Source organism: Paenarthrobacter sp. GQ52, from assembly GCF_059759005.1.
The window spans coordinates 19436-42913 of record NZ_JCAXEJ010000011.1; the positions used below are offsets into that span (position 1 = coordinate 19436).

The window sequence follows — 23478 nt, forward strand, 5'->3', positions numbered from 1 at the left end:
ACGTCCTCCGTCCTGTGCTTGTCCTTCGACAGTAGAGGTTGACGTTACGTCAAGGTCAAGGGGATGCTGGCCAGCACTTAGTCAGCCAGGATCAGGTAGAGAGCCCGGCGGGTTTCGTCCAGCTTTTCGATTGCCGCTTGACGCTGTTCGTCTGTAGCGGCTCCGCGGAATTGGTGGATGACGCCCATGAGCTTGCCGACGCTTTGGTGGAATGCTGCGCCAGTTCCATCGGCCTCGGTGTTCCAGGCATTGGCGAGTTCTTCTTCATGCTCGGCGACGTAGGCCTTGCCGTCGTCAGTGAGCGTGAACTCGGTACGCCGACCCTCGCCGACGGCGACGATCAGTTCTTCGTCCACCAGTTGCTGCAGCGTCGGGTAGACGGAGCCGGGGCTGGGACGCCATGCCCCCGACGTCTTCTCCGCGATCGTTTTGATCAGGCCGTAACCGTTGGACGGAGCCTCAGCCAAAAGCGAGAGAATCGCTGCGCGGACGTCGCCGCGATTGGCTCGGCGTGATCCGCCGGGACCGAAGCCCCTCGGCCCGAAACCCGGGCCAAAGCCGCCAGGACCGAAGCCCGGGCCAAATCCGCCTCCGCCGTGTCCGCCCGGGCCGCGCCGGCCCTTGCCTTGGTTGAACCGGCCTCGGCCGTGTCCGTGTTCGGGGTGTCCGTGGCCGTGCTCGGGGAAAGTGTTGTCGTGTTCGTTGATGCCTTTCATAGCAGCATCGTCCTTTCGATTATGTGGTTCACCGAAGAAGTATCGGCGATACTTAACGATATATCGGTAACTATCGCATCGTCAAGACCTTGGGATCGGGATGTGAGAGGGCGACGGCGGGAAGGCCGCGGGATGTGAGAGGGCGACGGCGGGAAGGCCGCGGGATGTGAGAGAGGGCCGGTTAAAGCACGACGGCGGGTGCGGACTTCCTTGGGGAAGCCGGCACCCGCCGTCGTGGTTGGTCTGGCAGTCGTGGTTGGTCGGTCGTGGGCGTTCTAAAGGGACGTAGTTATTTCCACCAAGTATCGAAGATGGTGACCGGAACGGTGCGCTTGTGGCGTGTGCGGAGGTACTTCTGCTCGATGAGCTCTGCTGCGCCTTCGGCAACGTCGCGGCCTTCGAGGTAGTCGTCAATCTGGTCGTAGGTGATGCCCAGCTCGTCTTCATCGGTGCGGCCCGGCTTGTCGTCCAGGAGATCGGCCGTGGGCACCTTCTGCCAGAGGCGGGCGGGGGCTCCAAGTTCCGCCAGGATTGCGCGGTTCTGGCGCTTGTTGAGGCCGAACAGTGGAAGGATGTCCGCGCCGCCGTCGCCAAACTTCGTGAAGAAGCCTGTGACGGACTCGGCGCCATGATCGGTGCCGACCACCAGATAATTGTGTTCGCCCGCCAGGGCGTATTGCGCGATCATGCGTGCGCGGGCCTTGGTGTTGCCCTTGTGGAAGTCGGAAATTTCCGCGCCGGTGGTCTTCTCGAACTCTTCCTCGAAACCGTCGACGGCCCGGGAGATGTTGAAGGTCCACTCGGTTTTGGCTTTGATGAAGTCCAAGGCGGCCTGGGCGTCGTCTTCGTCGTGCTGGATGCCGTAGGGGAGTCGGACGGCCACGAAGTTCGCCTCAACGCCGTCCGCTTCAAGCTCCTCAACCGCCAGCTGGGCCAGTCGCCCCGCCAGAGTGGAATCGAGCCCGCCGGAGATGCCCAGGACGAAGCCTTTAGTCCCCGTCGCCTTGACGTAGTCCTTCAGGAAGGCGACCCGCTTGCGGATCTCCTCCGCAGGATCGATCCGGGGCTGGACGCCCATTTCTTCAATGATCTTGGCCTGGAGTTCGCGCATGGTCCAACACTAGTCAGCATGGTTATGGACGCTCAACCATATTGCGCCGTGATTCCGGGGAACGGCTAGTTTGAGCGGGCCGGTCCCGTGGAGCCGCGGACCGTGAGGTGCGTGGGCATGACGGATCGGCTGCGGTTTCCGCCGCCAGCGAGTGGATTCAGTTGGGCGAGCAACATGGACACTGCCACGCGTCCTGCCTGCTCAATGGGCGAACTCATGGTGGTGAGGGGCGGATTGCAGAAGTCTGCCCCAAAGATGTCGTCGCAGCCCACGATGCTCATGTCCTCCGGCACCCGGAGACCACGTTCGCGAAGTCGCTGCAGCATGCCGATGGCGATGAGGTCATTGAAGACGATGCACGCAGTGACCCCGCTGTGAACGGCGGCGTCTGCAGCAGCTGCCCCGGACTGGGTCTTGGGGGCAAAGGGCCCGATGCGGCGGACCTCAACTCCGCGTTCCTCGGCGGCTTCTGACAGTGAGGTCCAGCGCCGGGCGCTGGACTGCGAAACGGCAGGTCCGGAAACGTAGGCAACAGACGTGTGGCCCAGTGAAATCAGGTGGTCCAATGCCTGGGGCATGGCTGAGGGGGTGTCGATGATGACTGCCGGGACGCCGTCGACGTCGCGGTTAACGGTGACCATCGGCATCCGGGCAGCGGCAGCGGCAAGTGCTTCGTCGTTGAGACGGGATGCGGCCACAATCACGCCGTCGGCACTCTTTCGGAGTTGCTCCAGCGTGCTGGCCTCCACTTCGTCGGACTCTTCGGTGTCCACGAGCAGCTGTGTGTAACCGGCGGCCTTGAGCTGCAGCTGCGTGCCGCGGATGAGGTCGAAGTAGAACGGGTTGGTGATGTCCGGAACCAGAACGCCCACGGCACCTGTCCGGCCGGAGCTCAGCGCTTTCGCTTGCGAGTTCGGAGTGTAGTTCAGCTCGACGGCGGCCGCTTGGATGCGCTCGCGGGTGTGGATATTGACGCGCTCCGGATTGGCAAGGGCCCTCGAAACGGTGGATGCTGCCACGCCACACAGCGCCGCGATGTCATGGATGGTGGCAGGCCGGCCTGTTGCCATGGGTTGCGTCGCCATGGGCGTTCCTCTCTGAACGACAAAATCATCCGGCTGTGACTACTGCCACACCGTTAAACCAGAATGCCACAGCATGGCAGGAAATGGCAATCGGTTGTCAAGAGCGTGCCAAGATGGCTAAACTCGAGGGGATAAGACCCGCCTGTGAACTGCGTCACCGCGCCACTGTGTGTCGCTGCAGGACTACCTAGGAGACTTTCGTGACTCAACCCAGTGCCGTGTGGAGCCTGTCCGGTTTCGGCGACGAAGTAGACCCCGATCCCGCCATCCAGGCCGCCGTGCTGTTGGCCCTCGGCGCGAGCCACATCGAAGTCCGCAGCGCCTGGGGGATCAACGTTTCAGAGCTTGAGCCTGAGGCTGCTCTGCGGCTCAAGGATATTTTGGACGAGAAGGGCCTCAAGGTTTCGGCTGTTGCCAGCCCCATTGGCAAGGTGGACGTCAGCCTTCCGGTCGAGCATGAGGTGACCCGGCTTCGCCGGATTATTTCGGTTGCCAAGACCTTGGAGACTAAATACGTCCGCATCTTCTCCTTCTATCGAGGAGAAGGCCAGAGCCAGGGGGGCATCCGTGACGCCGTCATGGAGCGCATGTCAGCACTGGCGGCAGAAGCTGCAGGGCAAGGCATCATCCTGCTCCACGAAAACGAGAAGGGCATCTATGGCGATACTCCCGATCGCGTCCTGGACATCATGCAGACGGTCGACTCACCTGCGCTTCGGGTCGCCTGGGACAACGCCAACTTCGTCCAGGTAGGCGTCAAGCCTTACACGGAGGGATATGCCATCCTGCGTCCCTACCTTGAGTACTTGCAGGTCAAGGATGCAATCGCCACCACGGGTGAAGTGGTTCCCTCCGGCGAGGGCGACGGCGAATTGGACGCAACCATTAGCGCCCTTGCTGCTGATGGCTACACCGGCTTCGCCTCGCTTGAGCCGCACTTGGCCAGCGCTCACGAGCTCGGAGGGTATTCGGGCCCGGTTGCTTTCGGTGTCGCGGCCCGCGCCTTTGCGGTCCTCGCTGCCAAGAATGGCGTCACCCTGGCCTGACAGCCGGCGTTCAACAACCCCAGCATTAACCTTCAAAGGAGCAGGTATGCCTACAGCAGCAGTTATTGGTTGCGGCGACATCTCGACTATTCACTTTTCGGCCCTGGCCACCATGGACAATGCCGAATTGGTGGCGGTCTGCGATACCGATCCTGAGAGGTTGGAAGCGACGGCGGCTGCGCATGGCGTACCGGGGTACGCGGATTACCTGGACATGCTCCAAAAGGTTCGCCCCGACGTCGTACATATCTGTACGCCCCACCATCTTCATGCTTCAGTTGCCGCTGACTGCCTTGAGCGTGGTGTGAACGTCATTGTGGAGAAGCCACTGGCCCATACGCTGGCCGAAGGGCGGCGGCTGATCGAGGTTGCGGAGCGGAGCACGGCGAAAATCGCCGTCTGCTTCCAGAACCGGTACAACGCAACGTCGCAAGCCATGCATGAACTGCTCGACGGCGGCACGCTGGGTCAGGTGATCGGCGCTTCGGCAACCGTCATGTGGCACCGCGACGGCAGCTACTACCGCAGCCGCCCATGGCGTGGCACGTGGGCGGAGGGCGGCGGCGGCCTCATGATGAACCAGGCCATCCACACGGTAGACCTGCTGCAGTGGCTGGTGGGTGATGTCGCCAAGGTGGAGGGCCATGCGTCCACCCGTGCACTGGGCGGCGTGATCGAGGTGGAAGACACCGCGGAGTTCGTTGCCGAGCACGTGAACGGAGCGCGGAGTGTCTTTTTTGCAACACTGGCCAACTCGGTGAATGCGCCGGTCACCCTGGACATTGTGACAGAGAAGGCAACACTCAGCCTGCGCGGTGATCTCACGGTGACTTATGCCGACGGCACGGTGGACGTCGTCCCCGAGAGGGTGGCGGAGACCGGGGGAAGATCCTATTGGGGGGTTTCCCACGAGCTGCTGATTGCAGATTTCTACAACAAACTGCACGACGCCGGACCGTTCTGGATCAGCCCGGCTGAGGCCGGCAAATCCCTGGCCATCATCAAGGATATTTACGCGCAAAGTTACCCGGAGATTGCTGGCCAAGTGGGCTGAGCCCATCGACCGAAACAACCCCTTGGCAACAATTTAAGAAACTTTTGACAATCGGTTGCCAACGCGTCGCAAAGTCCGTACTGTAAATCTCACAACCACAAAAGTGTGGCGCACGCCACACATCCCAAGCTCTGACTCGCATCAGGCAAAGACACAGTAGGAGCCGACAATGAAGTTAGGTCCCAAGGCGGCAGCAGCCGCCATCGTACTTAGCGCCTCTCTGGCGCTCACCGCATGTGGCGGCGGGGGCGGCGGAGCCGGAACCGGTTCGACTGCCGGTGGCGGAGCCACTGTCACTGCGCTGACGCTCGGTACCCTCCGGGACATCACTTCCTGGGATCCGGCACAGGCGCACGTCGGTCACGCTCTTCAGCCATATCAGGCGGCGTACGACTCCCTGATCCTTCGCGAACCGGACGGCAAACTCAGCCCGATGCTCGCCACGGCATGGAAGTACAACGACACCAACACCAAGCTCACTGTTGACCTCCGGACGGACGTCACCTTCAGTGACGGCGCCAAGTTCGACGCCGCTGCAGCCAAAGCAAACATGGACCACTTCAAGAAGGCGAACGGCCCTCAGATGGCCCAGCTGGGGTCAGTGTCCGACGTCGCAGTGGTGGACGCCGACACCATCGATATCAACCTCAGTGCGGCGGAGCCGGCACTGGAATACTTCCTCAGCCAGGCCGCGGGCCTGATGGGAAGCCCGGCAGCACTCGGCACTGATGCCATCAAGACCGTGCCTGTCGGCTCCGGCCCTTACGTGATGGACAAGGCAGCCTCCGTGAAAGATTCGCAGACGGTCTTCACTGCCCGCGAGGGATACTGGAACAAGGACCTCCAGAAGTTCAAGAAGCTAACGCTAAAGATCCTTACCGATCCGACTGCCCGCACCAACGCCTTGGTGTCCGGCCAGATTGATGCCACGCTGCTGGATCCCAAGAATGGCAAGCAGGCCGAGGGCGCCAAGATGAAGCTCGAAACCAACCAAGTGGACTGGTCCGGATTGCTGCTTCTTGACCGCGATGGCACCAAGAACCCGGCTCTGGCCAACGTCAAGGTCCGCCAGGCCATCAACCATGCTTTTGATCGCAAGACCATCCTTGACCAGGTAATGCTGGGCCAAGGCACTCCCACCACGCAGCCGTTCGGCAAGGACAGTGGGGCTTGGACCGAGGAGCTGGAGAACTACTACAGCTACGATCCCGGGAAGGCCAAGCAGCTTCTGAAGGAGTCCGGCTTCGAGGGCAAGGTCAGCATCGACGTTCCCACCCTTCCCGGCGCGGAAACCCTGATCTCCGTGCTCAAGCAGCAGCTCGCTGATGTGGGCATCACCCTGAACCCGGGTGCAGCCATCACCAACACCTTCACCTCGGACGTTGCCGCGCAGAAGTACCCCGCGCTCTTCTTCAACCTTTTCCAGGGTGAGCCTACGGTGGCGATCGACCAGATCGTCTCCACCAAGGCCCTGTACAACCCGTTCAAGACCACCACTCCGGAGCTCGAGGCCAAAATCGCGGCCGTGCGCACCGGTGGTGCAGATGCCGGCAAGCTGGCCCAGGAAGTCAACAAGTACGTAGTGGAACAAGCCTGGTTCGCCCCCCTGTTCCGTGTGAACCAGATGTACTACCACAACGACAAAGTGAACGTCACGCCGCAGGTGCAGCAGGCCGTTCCGTCCATCTACAACTACTCGCCCGCCAAGTAGGACCCCATGATCAAGTTCATTGCGAAAAGACTGGGCAGTGGTCTGGTGGTGTTGTTCGTCGTCTCGGTCCTCACCTTCACGCTGCTGTACACCTCCAGCGGAAGTATCGCCCAGAACATCCTGGGGGATCAGGCAACACCTGAACAGGTTGTGCTGAAGGAACAGGAACTCGGACTCGACCAGCCGCTCTTTGTCCGCTACTTCGCCTGGTTGGGCGATGCCCTGACCGGCAACCTTGGAGCCTCCTGGTTCACGTCGGAGCCGGTGGCCAACTCCCTGGCGACCCGCATCCCGGTGACCATGACCATGGTTTTCACCGCAATGATCCTGATCGCCATCTGTGCAGCACTGATCGGTGTTGCCGCAGCCGTCAAGCGCGGCTGGGTGGACAGGGTGGTCCAAGTGGGCGCCATCATCGGCGATTCCATCCCGGGGTACGTGATCGGCGTGTTCCTGGTAACCATCCTGGCCATCCAGCTCGGCTTCTTCCCTGCCACCAGCACCATCTCTCCGGGAGTGGGGCCGGAGGCCTGGGTTTATTCCATGACGCTTCCGGTGATCGCTTTGCTGATCAACGGTGTCACCGGTGGCGCTCAGCAAATCCGCTCCGCCGTGATCAAACAACTTGAGCGGGACTACGTCAGGACGCTGCGCAGCCGCGGCATCGGGGAGCGTGAAATTCTCTTCAAGCACGTGCTCCGCAGTGCGGCGCCTGCAGGCTTGACCGTTTTGAGCCTGCAACTGATCGGCATGCTGGGCGGCGTGGTCATCATCGAGCAGATCTTCGCCCTGCCAGGAATGGGTCCGCTGGCCGTTGCCGCTACCACCCAAACCGATCTTCCCGTCGTCATGGGAGTGGTGATGTACACCGTGGTGGTGGTCATCGTCGTGAACCTCCTGGTGGACATTCTCAATGGCTGGCTCAACCCGAAAGTACGTGTGTCATGAGCGATTCCGTAGATTCAGCAGCAGTATCAGCAGACTCCATGGGCCTCGCAGCGAAGCCCGAGGCCGGCCAGAGCGGCACGGTGGTCCGTTCCACCGTCCTGCGCCGCCTCCTGAAGAACCCCATGGGCATCGCCTCGCTGGTGATCCTCCTGACCATCGCTGCGCTGGCCATCCTGGCGCCGGTGATCGCGCCCTTCGAAGAGAACTTCGCCAACATTTCCAAGACTCTGGCCGCCCCGGATTCAGTCAACATCCTGGGTACGGACAGCGCAGGACGCGATACCTGGAGCCGTTTGCTGTTCGGCGCTCAGCTGACCTTGTTGTCCGCATTGCTTTGTGCCGGTGTGGCCATTGCCATCGGACTCCCGGCCGGCCTGATCGCCGGGTATTACGCGGGTAAATTTGAGGCCGTCTCCAACTGGGTAGTCAGCATCCTCATGAGCCTGCCCGGCCTGATCGTCCTGCTCACCATCCGCGCGGCTTTCGGCCCGTCGGTGTGGATCTCGATGATTGCCTTCGGCATCCTGATCAGTCCTTCCTATTTCCGACTCACCCGCACTGCAGTGCAGTCGGTCAGGAACGAGCTCTACGTCGATGCCGCACGTGTCTCCGGCCTGTCCGACCTCAGCATCATCGCCCGCCACATCTTCTCCGTGGTCCGCGCACCCATCATCATCCAAACCGCCGCAATCGCCGGTGTTGCCATCGCAATCCAGTCCGGGCTTGAGTTCCTGGGCCTGGGCGATCCCACCAAGGCAACCTGGGGCGTCATGCTCTCGGAGGGCTTCAAGAACGTCTATCTCACCCCGACTCTGCTTCTGTGGCCCGCACTGGCCATGGCTCTCACCATCGGCGGACTGGTTCTCCTGGGCAACGCCATCCGCGACGCTTTGGAAGACGGCGAAAAGATCAAGCACCGCAAGAAAGTCGCTGTTGTGGAAAGCACGACGGCGGACCCCGCCAAGGCGCGCCAGTCACGGAAGTCAGTGGCCGCCGTCGATGCCGGAACCGAACACCACCTGGTCAAGGTGACCAACCTCGGCGTCGGCTATCCGCAGGCGGACGGCTCCATCAAAAAGGTCGTGGACGATGTCTCCTTCCACGTGGACCGTGGCGAAATCCTGGGAATCGTTGGCGAATCGGGTTCGGGCAAGTCCCAGACTGCGTTCTCCATCCTGGGCCTGCTGCCGGACAACGCACGGATTGTGGGCGGTTCCATCCAGTTCGACGGCAACTACACCGTTGCCCCGGGCGAGGACCGCGTCAGCCAGGAACGGTTGTCCAAGCTGCGTGGCAAGAGGATCTCCTACATTCCGCAGGAACCCATGAGCAACCTGGACCCGGCCTTCACCATCGGGTACCAGTTGGTCACGCCCATGGTCCGTGTCCTGGGAATCTCCAAAGCAGAAGCCCGCCAGCGTGCGCTCAAGCTGCTCACCGACGTCGGCATTGCCAACCCGGAACGGACCTTCGAGGCCTACCCGCACGAGGTATCCGGCGGCATGGCCCAGCGTGTGCTCATCGCCGGTGCCATCAGTTGCGAACCGGATCTGGTGATCGCTGACGAACCCACCACCGCCCTGGACGTCACTGTGCAGGCCGACGTCCTGGACCTGCTGCGCGAGCTGCAGCAACGGCTGAACATCGGCGTGATCCTGGTGACCCACAACTTCGGCGTTGTCGCCGATCTGTGCGACCGCGTCGCTGTGATGCAGAACGGGCGGCTTGTGGAAGAAGGCACCGTCCGCGAGATTCTCCGCAACCCGAAAGAGCCTTACACGCAGACCCTGCTGGGGTCCATGCTCGAAGGAAAGACCCCCATGACCATGCTTGTGTCCAAGCCTGGATCAGCCGCACAGTCCGGATCAGCCGCACAGAAGGAGCCGGTGGCATGAGTATCCCTTTTGATTCATCGCAGGGAGCGCCGCTGTTGTCGGTGGAGAACCTGGTGGTGGAGTATCCCAGCAAGAGGTTCCGGGCCAAGCCTTTCCGGGCGCTGACGGACATCAACATCACCATCGGCCAAGGCGAAACCCTTGGTCTGGTGGGGGAGTCCGGCTCGGGCAAGACCACCCTTGGCCGTGCCGTCCTGGGCCTCGCACCGGTCACCGCGGGCAAGGTGATCTTTGAAGGTAATGACATCAGCAACGCTTCGCGCAAGGAACGCCGGACGCTGAGCCGGGACCTCCAAGTGGTGTTCCAAGACCCCTACACCTCGCTGAACCCGGCGTTGGAGATCGGCGACATCCTCGCTGAACCCTTGGGCGTGCAGGGCATGGAGCCCGCTGCCGCCAAGAAACGCGTCAAGGAACTGTTGGACCAAGTGGGGCTGCCAACCGACGCAATTCACCGGCTGCCACGTGAGTTCAGTGGCGGCCAGCGCCAGCGTGTTGCGATCGCCCGGGCTCTTGCGCTGTCGCCCAAACTGATCGTCTGCGACGAGCCCGTCAGCGCACTTGACCTCTCCACCCAGGCCCGCGTGCTGGACCTCTTCCTGCAGATCCAGAGGGACACCGGAGTCTCCTACCTGTTCGTGTCCCACGACCTCGACGTCGTGCGGCACATCAGCCACCGCGTCGCAGTCATGTACCACGGAGAAATTGTGGAACAAGGCCCCGCCGAGGTGGTCACCCGCGATCCCGAACACCCCTACACCCAGCGGCTGCTGCTTGCCTCGCCAGTGCCTGATCCTGACCGGCAGGAACAACGCCGGGCAGACCGCCACCGCTTGCTCGCTAATCAACACAGCCAAATAGAACAGCAAGGTGCCGTGGCCTGAACAGCGCGGCATCCCATCACACATCCAGGGTCCGGAAGGGCCCGGAAACCCCGGAGGAAAAAGTGGCCACAATAGGCGTCCAAGCCATGATGCTGAAGGACAGTTTTGCTGATGTGGGAGCGTTCGAAACGCTCCGCAAGGTCAGTGCGATCGGCTACAACGCCGTCGAAATATCCCAGATTCCCATGACTCCGGAGAATGTGGACGAACTGGACCGCTCCCGCACGGAGCTTGGAATGGACATCGCTGCGCTTTCCGTCAATATTGAAGGCCGCAAAGGCATGCCCGTGGAATCACTGGCGGACAACTTCGACAAGATCGTGGACGACGCCAAGCGGCTGGATACCTCGTTGCTGCGCATCGGCATGCTCCCGTTCGGGGCAATGAAGTCGCTGGATTCGGTGGTTGAATTCGCCAAACAAGCCAACGGTTATGCGGAGCGTCTGCAGGAACACGGCATCAGCCTTTACTACCACAACCACCACATTGAGTTTGCAAAGTTCGATGGCAAATACATGCTGGACATCATTGCTGAAAACTCGCCGGCCATGGGCATGGAGATTGACGTCCACTGGGTGCAGCGCGGCGGCCTCGATCCCGTACGGACCCTCGAAAAGTACGCCGGCAATACCGCCATGGTGCACCTCAAGGACTACAGGATCGGTCAGATGCCGGAAGCGTCATTCGGGCTCCTGGAGAAGGGCGACTTCCCTGGATTCATGGCTGAATTCCGCAACGTGGTCCAGTTCGCCGAAGTGGGCGAGGGCAACCTGGACTTCCCGTCCATCATTCCTGCCGCCCTGGCTGCTGGTGCCCGGTACCTCTTGGTGGAGCAGGACGAACTGTATGGACGGACCGTCTGGGATGCACTCCAGACCTCATACGACAACCTGGTGGCCATGGGCCACGCCGACCTTTTCTAGATTTCTACACAGGAGACTGCATTCATGAGCAAGAAAGTACGCCTCGGCATCATAGGCCTGGGCCAGCAAGGCGGCGCCTACGCCAAGTTCATTACCGACGGCCTGGTTCCCAACATGGAGATCGGCGCTATCTGCGATGTTGATCCTGCCAAGAAGGAACTCGCAGCCTCGCAGTATCCGGATGTCCCGTTCTACGACGACTACATCACCCTTCTGGAGAGCGGATCCGTAGACGCGATTGTCACCTGCGTGCCGCACTTCCTGCACCCGGAGATGGGCATCGAAACACTCAAACGCAACATCCACGCCCTCGTGGAGAAGCCTGCCGGCGTCTACACCAAGCAGGTCAAGGAATTGAACGAGTTCGCTGCCTCCAAGCCGGAACTTTCCTTCGGCATCATGTTCAACCAGCGCAACAACCCGCTGTACAAGAAGCTCAAGGAAATCGTCGATAGCGGCGAGATCGGCAAGATCCGACGCTCCAACTGGATCATCACCAACTGGTGGCGTCCGCAGGGTTACTACAACTCGAGTGAGTGGCGCGCTACCTGGGGCGGCGAGGGCGGTGGCGTCCTGGTCAACCAGGCGCCGCACCAGCTGGACCTGTGGCAGTGGATCTGCGGCGTCCCCCAGTCCGTGTACTCCAAGGTGGCGTACGGCTTCCGCCGCGACATCGCCGTCGAGGATGAAGTTACGGCTGTGGTGGATTACGGCGACGGCGCCACGGGCGTTTTCGTAACGGCTACCCACGACATTGTTGGAACCGACAGGTTCGAAATACTGGGCGACCAGGGCAAGATCGTGGTGGAGGACAGCAAGGTTGCCACCGTCACCCGGCTGGTCAGGCCGGAGCGTGAAATCAGTGACTCGATGGACATGGACGGTGTCCGCAAGCTCTTCATGGGCCAATTGAACCGCGAGGAGCTGTACAGCAGCGAGGTCATCGAATTCGAGTCTGCGTGGGGCGGCCAGCACGCGGGCGTCCTGGAGAATTTTGCAGCCAACATCCTGGACGGTACGCCTCTGCTTGCTCCGGGCTCGGACGGGATTAATGGAGTCCGACTTGCCAACGCCATCCACCTCTCCAGCTGGACCGGCAAGGAAGTTTCGCTGGACTTTGATGAGGATGAATTCCTGCAGGAGCTCAACAAGCGCATTGCTGAAGAGGGTAAGTTCCCCGAGCGTTCCTAAGCAGAGTGGGCCGGTTGCCGTGATCAATGGATGGCAACCGGCCTGTTTTGTTGCCAAGCGGTCTACGATGGAGCGGTGACTGACCTGACGAGCACCGGAGCAGCAACCGCCCCCACCAAACGTGGACGGGGGGAGAAGTCCTCTGCCACGATTTACGACATCGCCAAGCTGGCGGGCGTGAATCCCTCCACTGTGTCCCGTGCCCTGAGCAAGCCGGGCCGTGTGAGCGCCAAGACGCAGAAGATCATCGAGGACGCCGCGGCAGAGCTGAACTATCAGGTGAACCCGTTCGCCCGTGCCCTCCCCACCGGCCGCACCCAGACCATCGGGTTGATCGTCGCGGACATCACCAACCCCACGTTCTTTGACATCATCCGCGGCGCGGAAACCACCGGATCCGCCCGCGACTACACGCTGGTTCTGGCCGAGTCCGCCGAGTCGCCGGAAACCGAAGTAACCGCCGCCCGACGCCTGCTGAGCACCGTGGATGGCCTCATCCTGGCCAGCCCCCGGATGGACGATGACCAGATCCGTGCCTTGGCTTCGGACAAGCCCGTGGCCGTCATCAACCGTGAAATCACCGGCGTTCCGTGCGTTGTCCCGGACGTCAATAAGGGCATCAGCGAAGCCGTGCGCAGCCTGGCCGCCAATGGCCACCAAAAGCTCGCGTATGTTGCGGGACCGGCCCAGTCGTGGATGACGGGCCGCCGCTGGGAGGGCGTCAAAGCCGCTGCGGAGTGGTCCAAGCTCAGCGCGGTGCGCCTTGAGTCGTCCAAACCAACTGTCGACGGCGGCCGGCAGGTAGCCCGCGACGTGTTGGAAAGCGGGGCGACGGCGGTGATCACCTACAACGACCTCCTGGCCATCGGCTTGATGCAGGAGCTGCAGGCCGGGGGAATGCGTGTCCCGGACCAGATCAGCATCGTGGGCTTTGACGACATTTTCGGTGCCGATTTCACCACTCCCGCGTTGACCACGGTGCGCTCACCGTTGGGGGAGTGCGGCACCCGGGCCGTGACCATCCTCCTGGATATGTTGCAGGGTCATGAGGCCCCAAGCCAAGCCGTCCGGGTGGAAACGGAACTCGTGGTGCGAGGGTCCAGCGGACGACTCCTGGCCTGACCTCAGCATCCCGCCGCATCGCGAGATGCAACAGGGTGGCAATATTTGGCAACCGGTTGACAAAATGCGGAACCGGAACGCAAGATTGAGCTATGTCACAGTCCATTGCCGCACACCCAGACAGGCTCCTGCCCGCAGATCCCGGCACGCGCAGCATCGCGCGGTCCTTGCTGGAGCGCGTCCAGGACCTGCCCATCATTTCTCCCCACGGCCACGTTGACGCCGCTGTCATCGAACAGGACACGCCGTTCCCCGACCCCGCAGCACTCCTGGTCAGTCCGGACCACTACGTCACCCGCCTGATTCACGCCAACGGCGTTCCGATGGATCAGTTGCTGACAGGCGCGACGTCCGCACCGGAGTCCCGGGAGATCTGGCGACAGTTCGTCGAAGCCTGGCCGCTGTTCGAAGGCACAGCCTCCGGGTACTGGCTGCGCACCCAGTTCAACGATGTGTTCAAGCTCGGCGGAGATCTCGGTGAGATGCCGTCCGATGCCAGCTATGACGCGATCGCCGCGAAGCTGGTAGAGCCGGACTTCCGCCCCCGGCAGCTTTTCAAGGACTTCAACATCGAGGTCCTGGCCACCACGGATGATCCCCTGGACAGCCTTGCCAGCCACAAGGCCCTCACCGATGACCCCAGCTTCAACGGCCGCGTGCTCCCCACCTTCCGCCCGGATGCTTACCTGAATGTGGCGCATCCCAACTGGAGCGCCAACGTGGACAGACTGATCGCGACCGCGGGCGACGGCGCAACCGGCTACGCCGGCTACATCGCGGCCCTGGAAAACCGCCGTCGCTATTTTGTGGAGCATGGCGCGGTATCCGCGGACCATGGCGTCCGCACGCCTGCCACGCTCAAGCTGGAAACCGGGGAAGCCGAAGCACTCTTTGAAAGGGCGCGCGTCGGCAAGGCAACGGCTGCTGACCGTGATGCCTTCGAGGCCCACATGATGTACCAGATGGCCCGCATGTCCGTGGCCGATGGACTGGTCATGACCATCCACCCGGGCTCCTACCGGAACCACCACGAGCCTACGTTCACTGAGTTTGGCGCCGACACCGGTCACGACATTCCGTTCGCCGTGAACTACACCGAGGCCATCCGTCCGTTGCTGCAAGACTTCGGCACGGCCAAGGATTTCCACCTGGTGCTCTTCACGCTTGATGAGACGGTTTTCTCCCGTGAACTAGCGCCGTTGGCAGGTTTCTACCCGTCCGTCTACATCGGCGCGCCTTGGTGGTTCCTCGATGCCCCGGATGCCATGTTGCGCTTCCGCTCGGCAGTTACCGAAACCGCCGGCTTCTCGCGGTCCTCCGGCTTCATCGATGACACCCGCGCGTTCTGCTCCATTCCCGCACGGCACGACGCCTCCCGCAGGATCGAAGCGTCCTTCCTTGCGCGTCTTGTAGCCGAGCACCGCGTCTCTGAAGACCGCGCGCATGAGCTGATTCTCGACGTCGTCGACTCCTCGCCCCGTAGGGTGTTCAAGCTATGACCGCCGAACTTCCGCGGCTAAACCGCGACGTCGCGCCGGACCGCAGGGCTCCAGTGCGCATCGTGCACCTGGGCCTAGGAGCTTTCCACCGCTCACATCAGGCCTGGTACACGCAGCACGCCGGCGACGCGGGGGAGTGGGGCATCGCCTCATTCACCGGTCGTCGCCCGGACGCCGCCGAGGTCCTGGCCGCCCAGGATGGACTGTTCACAGTAGTGGAACGCTCGGATTCCGGCGATACGTTCGAGGTTGTAGGCAGCATTGTTGAAGCCGTGGATGGCGCCAACGTGGACCGCTTAGTGGAGCTGGTGGCGGCCTCCCAAACCGCTGTGGTCACGCTAACTATCACCGAAGCCGCGTACGGGTTTGCCGCGGACGATGTAACGCTGCTGCGTGCCGGCGAAAAGCCCACGACGCCGTTGGGCCGATTGGTCCTTGGCCTCGCCGCGCGCAGGGACGCCGACGCCGGATCCCTCGCCGTTGTTTCCTGCGACAACCTCTCGGATAACGGCAATGTGGCGCACAGGGCCGTGGTAGACCTCGCCCGGGGAGTCGACGCCGGGCTGGCGGACTGGATTGACTCCAGCGTCAGCTTCGTCAGCACATCAGTGGACAGGATCACACCGCGCACCACCCCTGAAGACGTTGCCTTGGTCAGTGAACGGTGCCGCTACCGGGATGAAGCACCCGTCGTCGCCGAGCCCTTCCGCAACTGGGTACTCAGCGGTGACTTCCCCGCCGGGCGCCCCCGCTGGGAGGACGCTGGTGCGGTATTCGTGGACCACATTGAGCCGTACGAAAACCGCAAACTGTGGCTCCTCAACGGCGCGCACTCCATCCTGGCCTACGCCGGCCAGCTGCGCGGGCACACGACTGTTGCCGAGGCCCTGGCCGATCCTGTGTGCTTGCAAGCTGTGGAGGAGTTCTGGGATGAAGCATCCCGCCACCTTGACGGCGACGGGTTGGGCATTCCCGAGTACAGGGCGGCCTTGCTGGATCGCTTTGGCAATTCACGGATCGCCCACCACCTCGCCCAAATCGCGATGGATGCCAGCACCAAGCTACGGATGCGGGCCATCCCCGTGCTCCGGGCTGAGCGTGAGGCGGGCCGGAGCGGCGAGGGCGCAGCCCGGATGATTGCTGTGTGGGCCTCTTTCGTGGGGGCGAATCCGGGGCTGCAAGATCCGCAGTCGGATGCCGTAGCGGAAGCCAACAACCTGGCCGGCGGCGAGCGCATCGCTTCTCTCTTGGCGTTGCTGGATGCTGAACTCGCACTGGACCCCGCCATCGTGAAACTCGTCGAAGACCTCAGCGCGGGCTTTGAACGCGCAGAGGTGCCTGCTCGTGCGACGGCGTCGGGTACTGCTGCCTAGGAACTTTGCACGACTTCTTGAACGGCCCAGGCTGTCGATCCTCCTCGATATTCTGGGCCGTTTTGCTTTAACTCCGCCCGTCTTCACGTTGTGAGGCCCGCTCTGCGCGCATTGGCGTGATCTTAGGGCGCAGAGCGGGCCACACAACGCCCCCCGATTGGTGGAACATTCAAGGAAATATTCGGCAACCGATTGCCAAGCGCTTGCCAAAGTGACTAGAATTACAACAGCTGCACAACCGATTCCCGATTCCGTGAGTTCCCATCCGCAGTCGAGTCGAGTCGGACCGCAATGACGCGAAGGGTAAAGGAGCCCGCATTGAAAAAGCTCAGCAAACTCAGCATCGCCGGTTACGGTGCGGGCGACGCGGCCAATAACCTGGCCTTCACCACCGCCACCATGTTCCTCCTGGTCTACTACACGGACGTCGCGGGAATCTCAGCGGCCGCCGCAGGCACCTTGCTCCTGGTGGTGAGGATCTTCGACGCCTTCGCGGATGTCTTCGCTGGACGCATGGTTGACCGCTCCTACAGCAAGCGCTTTGGGAAGTTCCGTCCGTTCATCATGTTCGGGTCCATTCCGCTGCTACTCCTCAGTGTGGCCACGTTCTCCGTGCCGCAACTGGGCGAGACGGGCACCTTGCTCTACGCCTACGTGAGTTACGCCGCCCTGGGGTTGGCGTATTCCCTGGTCAACATCCCTTACGGTTCACTGGCCGGGGCCATGACGCAGGACCCCGGTGACCGTGCCAAGCTGGGCTCTGCCCGCACGGTGGGTGCACTGTTGGTGGGTTCCGCCCTGGGCATCTTTGTTGCTCCACTGATCAAGCCGGGTGCTGACCTCCAGTCCACATTCACCACTATCACGCTCGTCTTTGTGGTGATCGGAGCGGCGCTCTACTTCTTCACTGTCCTCACCGCCAAGGAACGCGTTCACCGGACAGTCCCCAGTGTTTCCTTCAAGCAGAGCATGGACACTCTGAAGACCAACCGGCCGCTGCTCATGCTTTGCCTGAGTTCCTTCCTCTTTCTGACCGGCTATATGGCCTTGTCCTCCGTTCAGCTCTACTACTTGCGCGACGTCCTGGGCCGCTTGGATCTCTACCCGGTCCTGGCCATAGTCCAGCTGGTCATGACCCTGGCCCTGGCACCTTTGATGCCGCGGCTGGTTCGTAAGCTGGGCAAAAAGAACGTGTACATTGCCGCCGGGGCGCTCTCTATGGTGGGCGGGATCATTGTTTTCCTATCACCGTCATCCATGGTCTGGGTGGGGTTCTCCGGGCTGGTAGTCAGTCTGATGGGTGTCATGGCCGTGAATATCGTGGTGTGGGCCTTGGAGGCAGACACCGTGGAATATGGCGAGTGGAAGACCGGCGTCCGGACCGAGGGAATCACCTACGCACTCTTCTCCTTCACGCGTAAGACCGGCCAGGCTGTAGGCGGCGCCCTCGCTGCCTATTGCCTCGCGGCCGGGGGATACAAGTCGGGGGTTGCGCAGAGCGCCGAAGCGCTGCAGGGAATTCAGTTCGCCGCCGGGGCACTGCCGGCCATCATGACCATCCTGGCGATCGTGGTGATGAGCAAATACAAACTCACAGACGCACTTCACGCACAAATTGTTGGGGAGATCCGCGCACGCCGTTCTGCGGGCGTCGTGCAGGGCGACGCCGGGAAAGCTCAGGAAGAAGCTGCTGCCAGCCATGCAGCAAACGTCAAGGCGCCGGGCATGTAGAAATATTCAAGAATGAACTCGGCAACCGGTTGCCAGTTGATGCAATCCAACCTAAAATCGTACTTAAACCCGCCCAGCCACATCCCGAAAGGAAAAGCTGTGAAAATCATTGCCGCTGAAGTCTTTGTGACCAGCCCGTCCCGCAACTTCGTCACCTTGCGCATCACCACGGAGGACGGTGTGACGGGCATCGGTGACGCAACCCTCAACGGCCGTGAACTTGCCGTCGCCGCGTACCTCAAGGAGCACGTGGCGCAGTTGCTGATCGGCAAGGATCCGCACCGGATTGAGGACACGTGGCAGTTCCTTTACCGCAGCTCCTACTGGCGGCGCGGTCCCGTCACCATGGCGGCCATTGCCGCCGTCGATATGGCGTTGTGGGACATCAAGGGCAAGGTTGCCGGGATGCCGGTGTACCAGTTGCTGGGCGGGGCTTCCCGTAACGGGCTGCGGGCTTATGGGCACGCGTCCGGTGCTGACATTCCGTCGTTGTTCGACTCCGTGCGGGAGCACCTGGAACTGGGCTACAAGTCCATCCGCATCCAGACCGCGGTCCCCGGTATCAAAGCCGTCTATGGTGTCGCCGCGCAAGCCCAGGCCTCGGGCGAACGGTACGACTACGAGCCTGCCGGCCGCGGCAACTTCCCGTTGGAAGAAGACTGGGACACCCGAGCCTACCTGCGCCACCTGCCCACCGTTTTCGAGGCCGTGCGCAACGAGTTCGGCCCGGAGATCCCGCTGCTGCATGACGGCCATCACCGCATGACGCCCATCCAGGCCGCCAAGCTCGGCAAGGCCCTGGAACCTTACGACCTTTTCTGGCTGGAGGACTGTACCCCGGCCGAGAACCAGGAAGGGCTGCGCCTGGTCCGCCAGCACACCACCACCCCGCTGGCCATCGGTGAAATATTCAACACCGTGTATGACTTCCAGACCCTTATCAAGGAACAGTTGATCGACTACGTCCGTGCAGCCTCCACCCACTTCGGCGGCATCTCACCGCTGAAGAAGGTCATGGACTTCGCGGCCCAGTATCAGATCAAGTCCGGTTTCCACGGCCCCACGGACATCTCCCCGGTGGGCTTCGCTGCACAGCTTCACGTCGGCCTGGCAATCCACAACTACGGCATCCAGGAATACATGCAGCACTCGGACAAGACCAACGAGGTCTTCCAGCAGTCCATGACGTTCAAGGACGGCTACCTGCACCCCGGCGACGAGCCCGGCATCGGCGTCGAATTCAACGAAGAAGCCGCTGCCGCCTTCCCCTACCAGCAGGCTTACCTGCCGTACAACCGCCTCGTGGACGGCACTGTCCATGACTGGTAAATCGGCCATGACTGGTAAATCGCAATCGCAGCGTCACATCGTGGTGATGGGCGTGGCCGGCTGCGGCAAAAGCACCATTGGTGCCGCCCTCGCCGAGCGTCTCGGCGCTGAATTTCTCGACGGCGATTCGCTGCACCCCCAGGCGAACATCGACAAGATGGCCTCGGGTACTCCGCTGAACGACGACGACCGCGCACCGTGGCTGGCCGAAATCGGCAGGCGTTTCCCGGCGTCGAACTCTGCTCTTGTCATCGCGTGCAGCGCGCTGAAACGCTCGTACCGGGACATCATCCGGAGCGCCGATCCGTCCGTGGTGTTCGTGCACCTGCACGGCACCCGCGAGCTGTTGAACGCGCGCATGACTGCCCGGCCCGGACACTTCATGCCCCCCTCGCTGCTGGAGTCGCAGCTGACCACGCTGGAGCCGTTGCAGGACGACGAAGCCGGCATCGTGGTGGACATCGCCACATCAGTGGAGGACATTGTGGATGACGTAAATTCAGCCCTCAACGGGCTGGCCGTGCCGGCTGGGCCGTTCCTGGTGGACCTTAAAGCAGCGCCCTTCAACCTGGATGACGCAGCTGTGGAATGGGTGGAGAGCACCATCGGGTCCATGACGCTGGAAGAGAAGATCGGCCAGCTGTTCATCAACCACAACAACGACTACTCCCCGGAGTACCTCGATGGGGTGCTGGAGAACTTCCACGTGGGCGGCATGCGCTACCGGCCGGGTCCCTCTTCTGCCGTGCAGGAACACATCCGCTATGCGCAGTCCAAGACCCGGATTCCGCTGCTGATTGCGTCCAACCCTGAGATGGGCGGTGCGGGCAGTTGCGATGACGGCACGTTCGTTTCCACGCACCTGCAGGCAGGCTCCCACCCTGACAAGAACATCGCCCGGCAGATGGGGGAGGTTGCCGGCATCGAAACTGCTGCGCTGGGCTGCAACTGGGCCTTCGCGCCGATCGTGGACATCCACTACAACTGGCGGAACACGGTCATCTCCACCCGGGCCTTCGGAAACACCCCGGACATTGTGGTGGAACGGGCCAAGGAGTACTTCGACGGCATCAGCGAATCACCCACAGCATGCGCCATGAAGCACTTCCCCGGTGACGGTATTGATGAGCGCGACCAGCACGTGGTCACCTCCTACAACACCCTTGGCTATGAGGAGTGGAACCGCACCTACGGGCACGTGTACCGCGAGATGATTGCTCATGGCGTGCAGTCCATCATGGTGGGCCATATTGGCGCTCCAGAGGTGTCCCGGCATTTTCGTCCCGGCTTGTCGGATGCTGAAATCCTGCCGGCAACGCTTGCTCCGGAACTGTTGCAGGATCTGTTGCGCGGCGAACTCCGCTTCAACGGGCTGGTCCTGACGGACGCGTCCCTGATGGTTGGTCTGACCCAGGCGATGAAGCGCAAGGACCTTGTGCCCGCCACCATCGCGGCCGGTTGCGACATGTTCCTGTTTTTCCGGAACCCATCGGAGGACTTTGGGTACATGCTGGATGGCTACAAGTCCGGCGTGATCACCGAGGGGCGTTTGCAGGATGCGCTGCGGCGGATCCTTGGCTTGAAGGCGAGCCTTGGACTGCATGTGCGCCAGGAATTGGTGCCCCCGGTTGAGGCACTCGCGGTGATCGGCAGTGAAGCTCACCGTGCTATCGCCGCCGAGGTGGCTGAAAAAACCGTCACTTTGGTAAAGGACACGGCGCACAACCTGCCGATCACCCCTCGGACGCATCCGCGGATCCGCCTCTACGGCATCTCGGGTGGCGCCGACTTCACCCGAGCTGATCCCTTGGCATATCTGGACACAGTCCGGGAAGAACTGGAAGCTGCGGGGTTCGACGTCAGTGTGTTCAGGACGGCTGAGCAACGCGAAGCAGCAGGGGAGTCAGGCATGAACTTCATGCGGGTCCTGTCGGAAGAAGCTACCGGGGACTACTCGGAACGGTACGATGCCGCGCTCGTCTTCGCCAACGTCAAGGGCTTCGCGCAGGAGGCTGCCATCCGCATTAAATGGTCCTCACCGATGGCAGCCGAGATTCCTTGGTACGCCAGAGAAGTTCCCACGATTTTTGTCTCGCTCAACCAGCCGAACCACTTGATTGATGTGCCTATGGTCAAGACCGCCATCCACGCACATGCAGCAACGCGCGAGGCCATCCGCGCCACCATCGAGAAGATCCAGGGCAAGTCCGAATTCCAAGGGACGTTCAACCAGAACGTCTTCTGCGATTCGTTCGACACCCGCCTCTGATTCCCTGTTCCCAGCAGGGAAGAGCTCCTCCCCGCCGTCATGGAGGAGCATGCGAAGCCCGGTACTGCCCATAAAGCAGTGCCGGGCTTTCCTTCTGTCTACCGCGGATGAGCCCGCCAATTGTGAACGCTAACAACGTTTCAAGTCAAGAGTTTTGCGGGCGGTCCGAGGCTGCAATCATTTCGTGATCCACGGCACTTGACCGACGGTATTGTTAGCGTTCACAATGGCATTCGCACCACCTTTCGTGGCATGTGGCACCCAGCTGGCCGCAGATCACAAATCGCTTCACCGCCGGACGCGCAGATGCTCCGGCCGCATCAGAGTTCGCGGCAATGCTGCCGCGGAAGGAGAGCATCGTGAGATTGAAGAAACTCCTGGGCGCCGTAGCGGTTGTCCTGACCTTGACTGTCGGAGCCACAGGCTGCGGTAGTCGCGGAGGCACTGCCGAGTCCACCAGCAGTGCAAATCCCAGCGATTCACTGGTAGGCATTTCAATGCCGACCCAGACGTCCGAGCGTTGGATCGCAGATGGGGCCAACGTTGAGAAGTCCCTGAAGGACCTTGGCTACAAGACGGACCTCCAGTTCGCCAACGATGACATTCCCACGCAGGTTTCCCAGATTGAGAACATGCTGACGAAGGGTGCCAAGGCGCTCATCATCGCAGCCATCGATGGCACCACGCTGACAGACGTCCTGGCCAAGGCCAAGGAACAGAACGTCAAGGTCATTGCCTACGACCGCCTCATCAACGGCACGCCGAACGTCGACTACTACACCACGTTCGACAACTACACCGTGGGTGTCCAGCAGGCCACTTCCTTGCTGACCGGCCTGGGCCTGGTGGACGCGAGCGGCAACAAGGTTGAGGGCAAGGGCCCGTTCAACGTCGAACTGTTCGCGGGCAGCCCGGACGACAACAACGCCAACTTCTTCTGGACCGGCGCCATGGACACCCTCAAGCCGTACCTGGATGCAGGCACCCTGAAGGTTCCCAGCGGCCAGACCAAGTTCGAGCAGGCAGCCATCCTGCGCTGGCAGGCACCCGTAGCCCAGAAGCGCATGGAAGACATCCTTACCTCGGCCTACAGTTCCGGAACCAAGCTGGATGGCGTGCTTTCCCCGTATGACGGCCTGTCCATCGGCATCATCTCGGCACTGAGCAGCACCGGCGGTTACTCCACCGGCAACCTGCCCGTTGTCACCGGCCAGGATGCAGAGAAGGGCTCAGTGAAGTCCATCGTCGCCGGCGAGCAGTACTCCACGATCTTCAAGGACACCCGCCAGCTCGGCTCGCAGGCCGTGAAGATGGTTGACGCTGTCCTCAAGGGAACCGAACCGGAAACCAACGACACCAAGACCTACAACAACAAGGTCAAGGTTGTTCCGGCCTTCCTCCTGAAGTCCGTCATCATCACCAAGGACAACTACAAGAAGGAACTGATCGACTCCGGCTACTACACGGAAGCCGACGTCAAGTAATCACGTCCCCGGTCTGTGGCCCCGAACCGCTGTGTTGCAGTGCGCAGTGCGACGGGGCCACAGCCTCCTCCAGAGCCTCCGAGTCCTCGGCCTGGCCCAGTTTCAAC

Annotated in this window: 18 protein-coding genes; 15 read left to right on the forward strand and 3 right to left on the reverse strand. The window is 61.8% G+C overall.

The window, feature by feature from the left end:
• Nucleotides 1–77: 77 nt before the first annotated feature.
• From AC6CH8_RS14665 to AC6CH8_RS14675, 3 genes are all read right to left on the reverse strand, one after another.
• Nucleotides 78–716: a PadR family transcriptional regulator gene (locus tag AC6CH8_RS14665; protein WP_476113129.1), complete on the reverse strand. Its 639-nt coding sequence runs from the start codon at nucleotides 714–716 to the stop codon at nucleotides 78–80.
• 289 nt (nucleotides 717–1005) lie between these two features.
• Nucleotides 1006–1827, reverse strand: a complete 822-nt coding sequence (gene nadE, locus AC6CH8_RS14670; protein ID WP_091465013.1) for an NAD(+) synthase — start codon at nucleotides 1825–1827, stop codon at nucleotides 1006–1008.
• Nucleotides 1828–1892: 65 nt separating this feature from the next.
• A complete protein-coding gene (locus tag AC6CH8_RS14675) occupies nucleotides 1893–2912 on the reverse strand; it encodes a LacI family DNA-binding transcriptional regulator (RefSeq protein ID WP_498191297.1) in 1020 nt (339 codons plus the stop codon).
• A 200-nt stretch (nucleotides 2913–3112) separates the two neighbouring features.
• Here AC6CH8_RS14675 and AC6CH8_RS14680 point away from each other — a divergent pair, with 200 nt between their 5' ends.
• The 15 genes from AC6CH8_RS14680 (at nucleotide 3113) to chvE (ending at nucleotide 23371) form a co-directional block, all read left to right on the forward strand.
• Nucleotides 3113–3958 (forward strand): sugar phosphate isomerase/epimerase family protein, encoded by an 846-nt coding sequence (locus AC6CH8_RS14680; protein ID WP_498191298.1) that lies wholly within the window; start codon nucleotides 3113–3115, stop codon nucleotides 3956–3958.
• Between the two features lie 46 nt (nucleotides 3959–4004).
• The gene (locus AC6CH8_RS14685) at nucleotides 4005–5012 is read left to right on the forward strand and encodes a Gfo/Idh/MocA family protein (protein WP_498191299.1); all 1008 of its coding nucleotides are present in this window, start codon (nucleotides 4005–4007) and stop codon (nucleotides 5010–5012) included.
• Nucleotides 5013–5181: 169 nt separating this feature from the next.
• Entirely contained in the window at nucleotides 5182–6723 is a 1542-nt protein-coding gene (locus tag AC6CH8_RS14690) for an ABC transporter substrate-binding protein (RefSeq protein WP_498191300.1), read from the forward strand.
• Nucleotides 6724–6729: 6 nt separating this feature from the next.
• A complete protein-coding gene (locus tag AC6CH8_RS14695) occupies nucleotides 6730–7671 on the forward strand; it encodes an ABC transporter permease (RefSeq protein ID WP_498191301.1) in 942 nt (313 codons plus the stop codon).
• On the forward strand, nucleotides 7668–9566 hold the full coding sequence (locus AC6CH8_RS14700) for a dipeptide/oligopeptide/nickel ABC transporter permease/ATP-binding protein (protein WP_498191302.1): 1899 nt from the start codon (nucleotides 7668–7670) through the stop codon (nucleotides 9564–9566). The genes AC6CH8_RS14695 and AC6CH8_RS14700 overlap by 4 nt, the downstream gene beginning before the upstream one ends.
• Entirely contained in the window at nucleotides 9563–10450 is an 888-nt protein-coding gene (locus tag AC6CH8_RS14705) for an ATP-binding cassette domain-containing protein (RefSeq protein WP_498191303.1), read from the forward strand. The genes AC6CH8_RS14700 and AC6CH8_RS14705 overlap by 4 nt, the downstream gene beginning before the upstream one ends.
• 62 nt (nucleotides 10451–10512) lie before the next feature.
• Nucleotides 10513–11373, forward strand: coding sequence for a sugar phosphate isomerase/epimerase family protein (locus tag AC6CH8_RS14710; RefSeq protein WP_498191304.1), 861 nt, complete (start codon nucleotides 10513–10515; stop codon nucleotides 11371–11373).
• Nucleotides 11374–11397: 24 nt separating this feature from the next.
• Entirely contained in the window at nucleotides 11398–12564 is a 1167-nt protein-coding gene (locus AC6CH8_RS14715; protein WP_091465022.1) for a Gfo/Idh/MocA family protein, read from the forward strand.
• Between the two features lie 75 nt (nucleotides 12565–12639).
• A complete protein-coding gene (locus tag AC6CH8_RS14720) occupies nucleotides 12640–13686 on the forward strand; it encodes a LacI family DNA-binding transcriptional regulator (protein WP_370629200.1) in 1047 nt (348 codons plus the stop codon).
• Between the two features lie 92 nt (nucleotides 13687–13778).
• Nucleotides 13779–15185: a glucuronate isomerase gene (gene uxaC, locus AC6CH8_RS14725; RefSeq protein ID WP_498191305.1), complete on the forward strand. Its 1407-nt coding sequence runs from the start codon at nucleotides 13779–13781 to the stop codon at nucleotides 15183–15185.
• Entirely contained in the window at nucleotides 15182–16558 is a 1377-nt protein-coding gene (locus AC6CH8_RS14730) for a mannitol dehydrogenase family protein (protein WP_498191306.1), read from the forward strand. Before uxaC ends, AC6CH8_RS14730 begins: the two co-directional genes overlap by 4 nt.
• 318 nt (nucleotides 16559–16876) lie before the next feature.
• Nucleotides 16877–18289, forward strand: coding sequence for a glucuronide transporter (gene uidB, locus AC6CH8_RS14735; protein ID WP_498191307.1), 1413 nt, complete (start codon nucleotides 16877–16879; stop codon nucleotides 18287–18289).
• A gap of 99 nt (nucleotides 18290–18388) precedes the next feature.
• The gene (gene manD / locus AC6CH8_RS14740; protein ID WP_091465027.1) at nucleotides 18389–19618 is read left to right on the forward strand and encodes a D-mannonate dehydratase ManD; all 1230 of its coding nucleotides are present in this window, start codon (nucleotides 18389–18391) and stop codon (nucleotides 19616–19618) included.
• Entirely contained in the window at nucleotides 19608–21887 is a 2280-nt protein-coding gene (locus AC6CH8_RS14745) for a gluconokinase, GntK/IdnK-type (protein ID WP_498191308.1), read from the forward strand. Before manD ends, AC6CH8_RS14745 begins: the two co-directional genes overlap by 11 nt.
• Before the next feature lie 359 nt (nucleotides 21888–22246).
• The gene (gene chvE / locus AC6CH8_RS14750; RefSeq protein ID WP_364307577.1) at nucleotides 22247–23371 is read left to right on the forward strand and encodes a multiple monosaccharide ABC transporter substrate-binding protein; all 1125 of its coding nucleotides are present in this window, start codon (nucleotides 22247–22249) and stop codon (nucleotides 23369–23371) included.
• The last annotated feature ends 107 nt before the right edge of the window (nucleotides 23372–23478 follow it).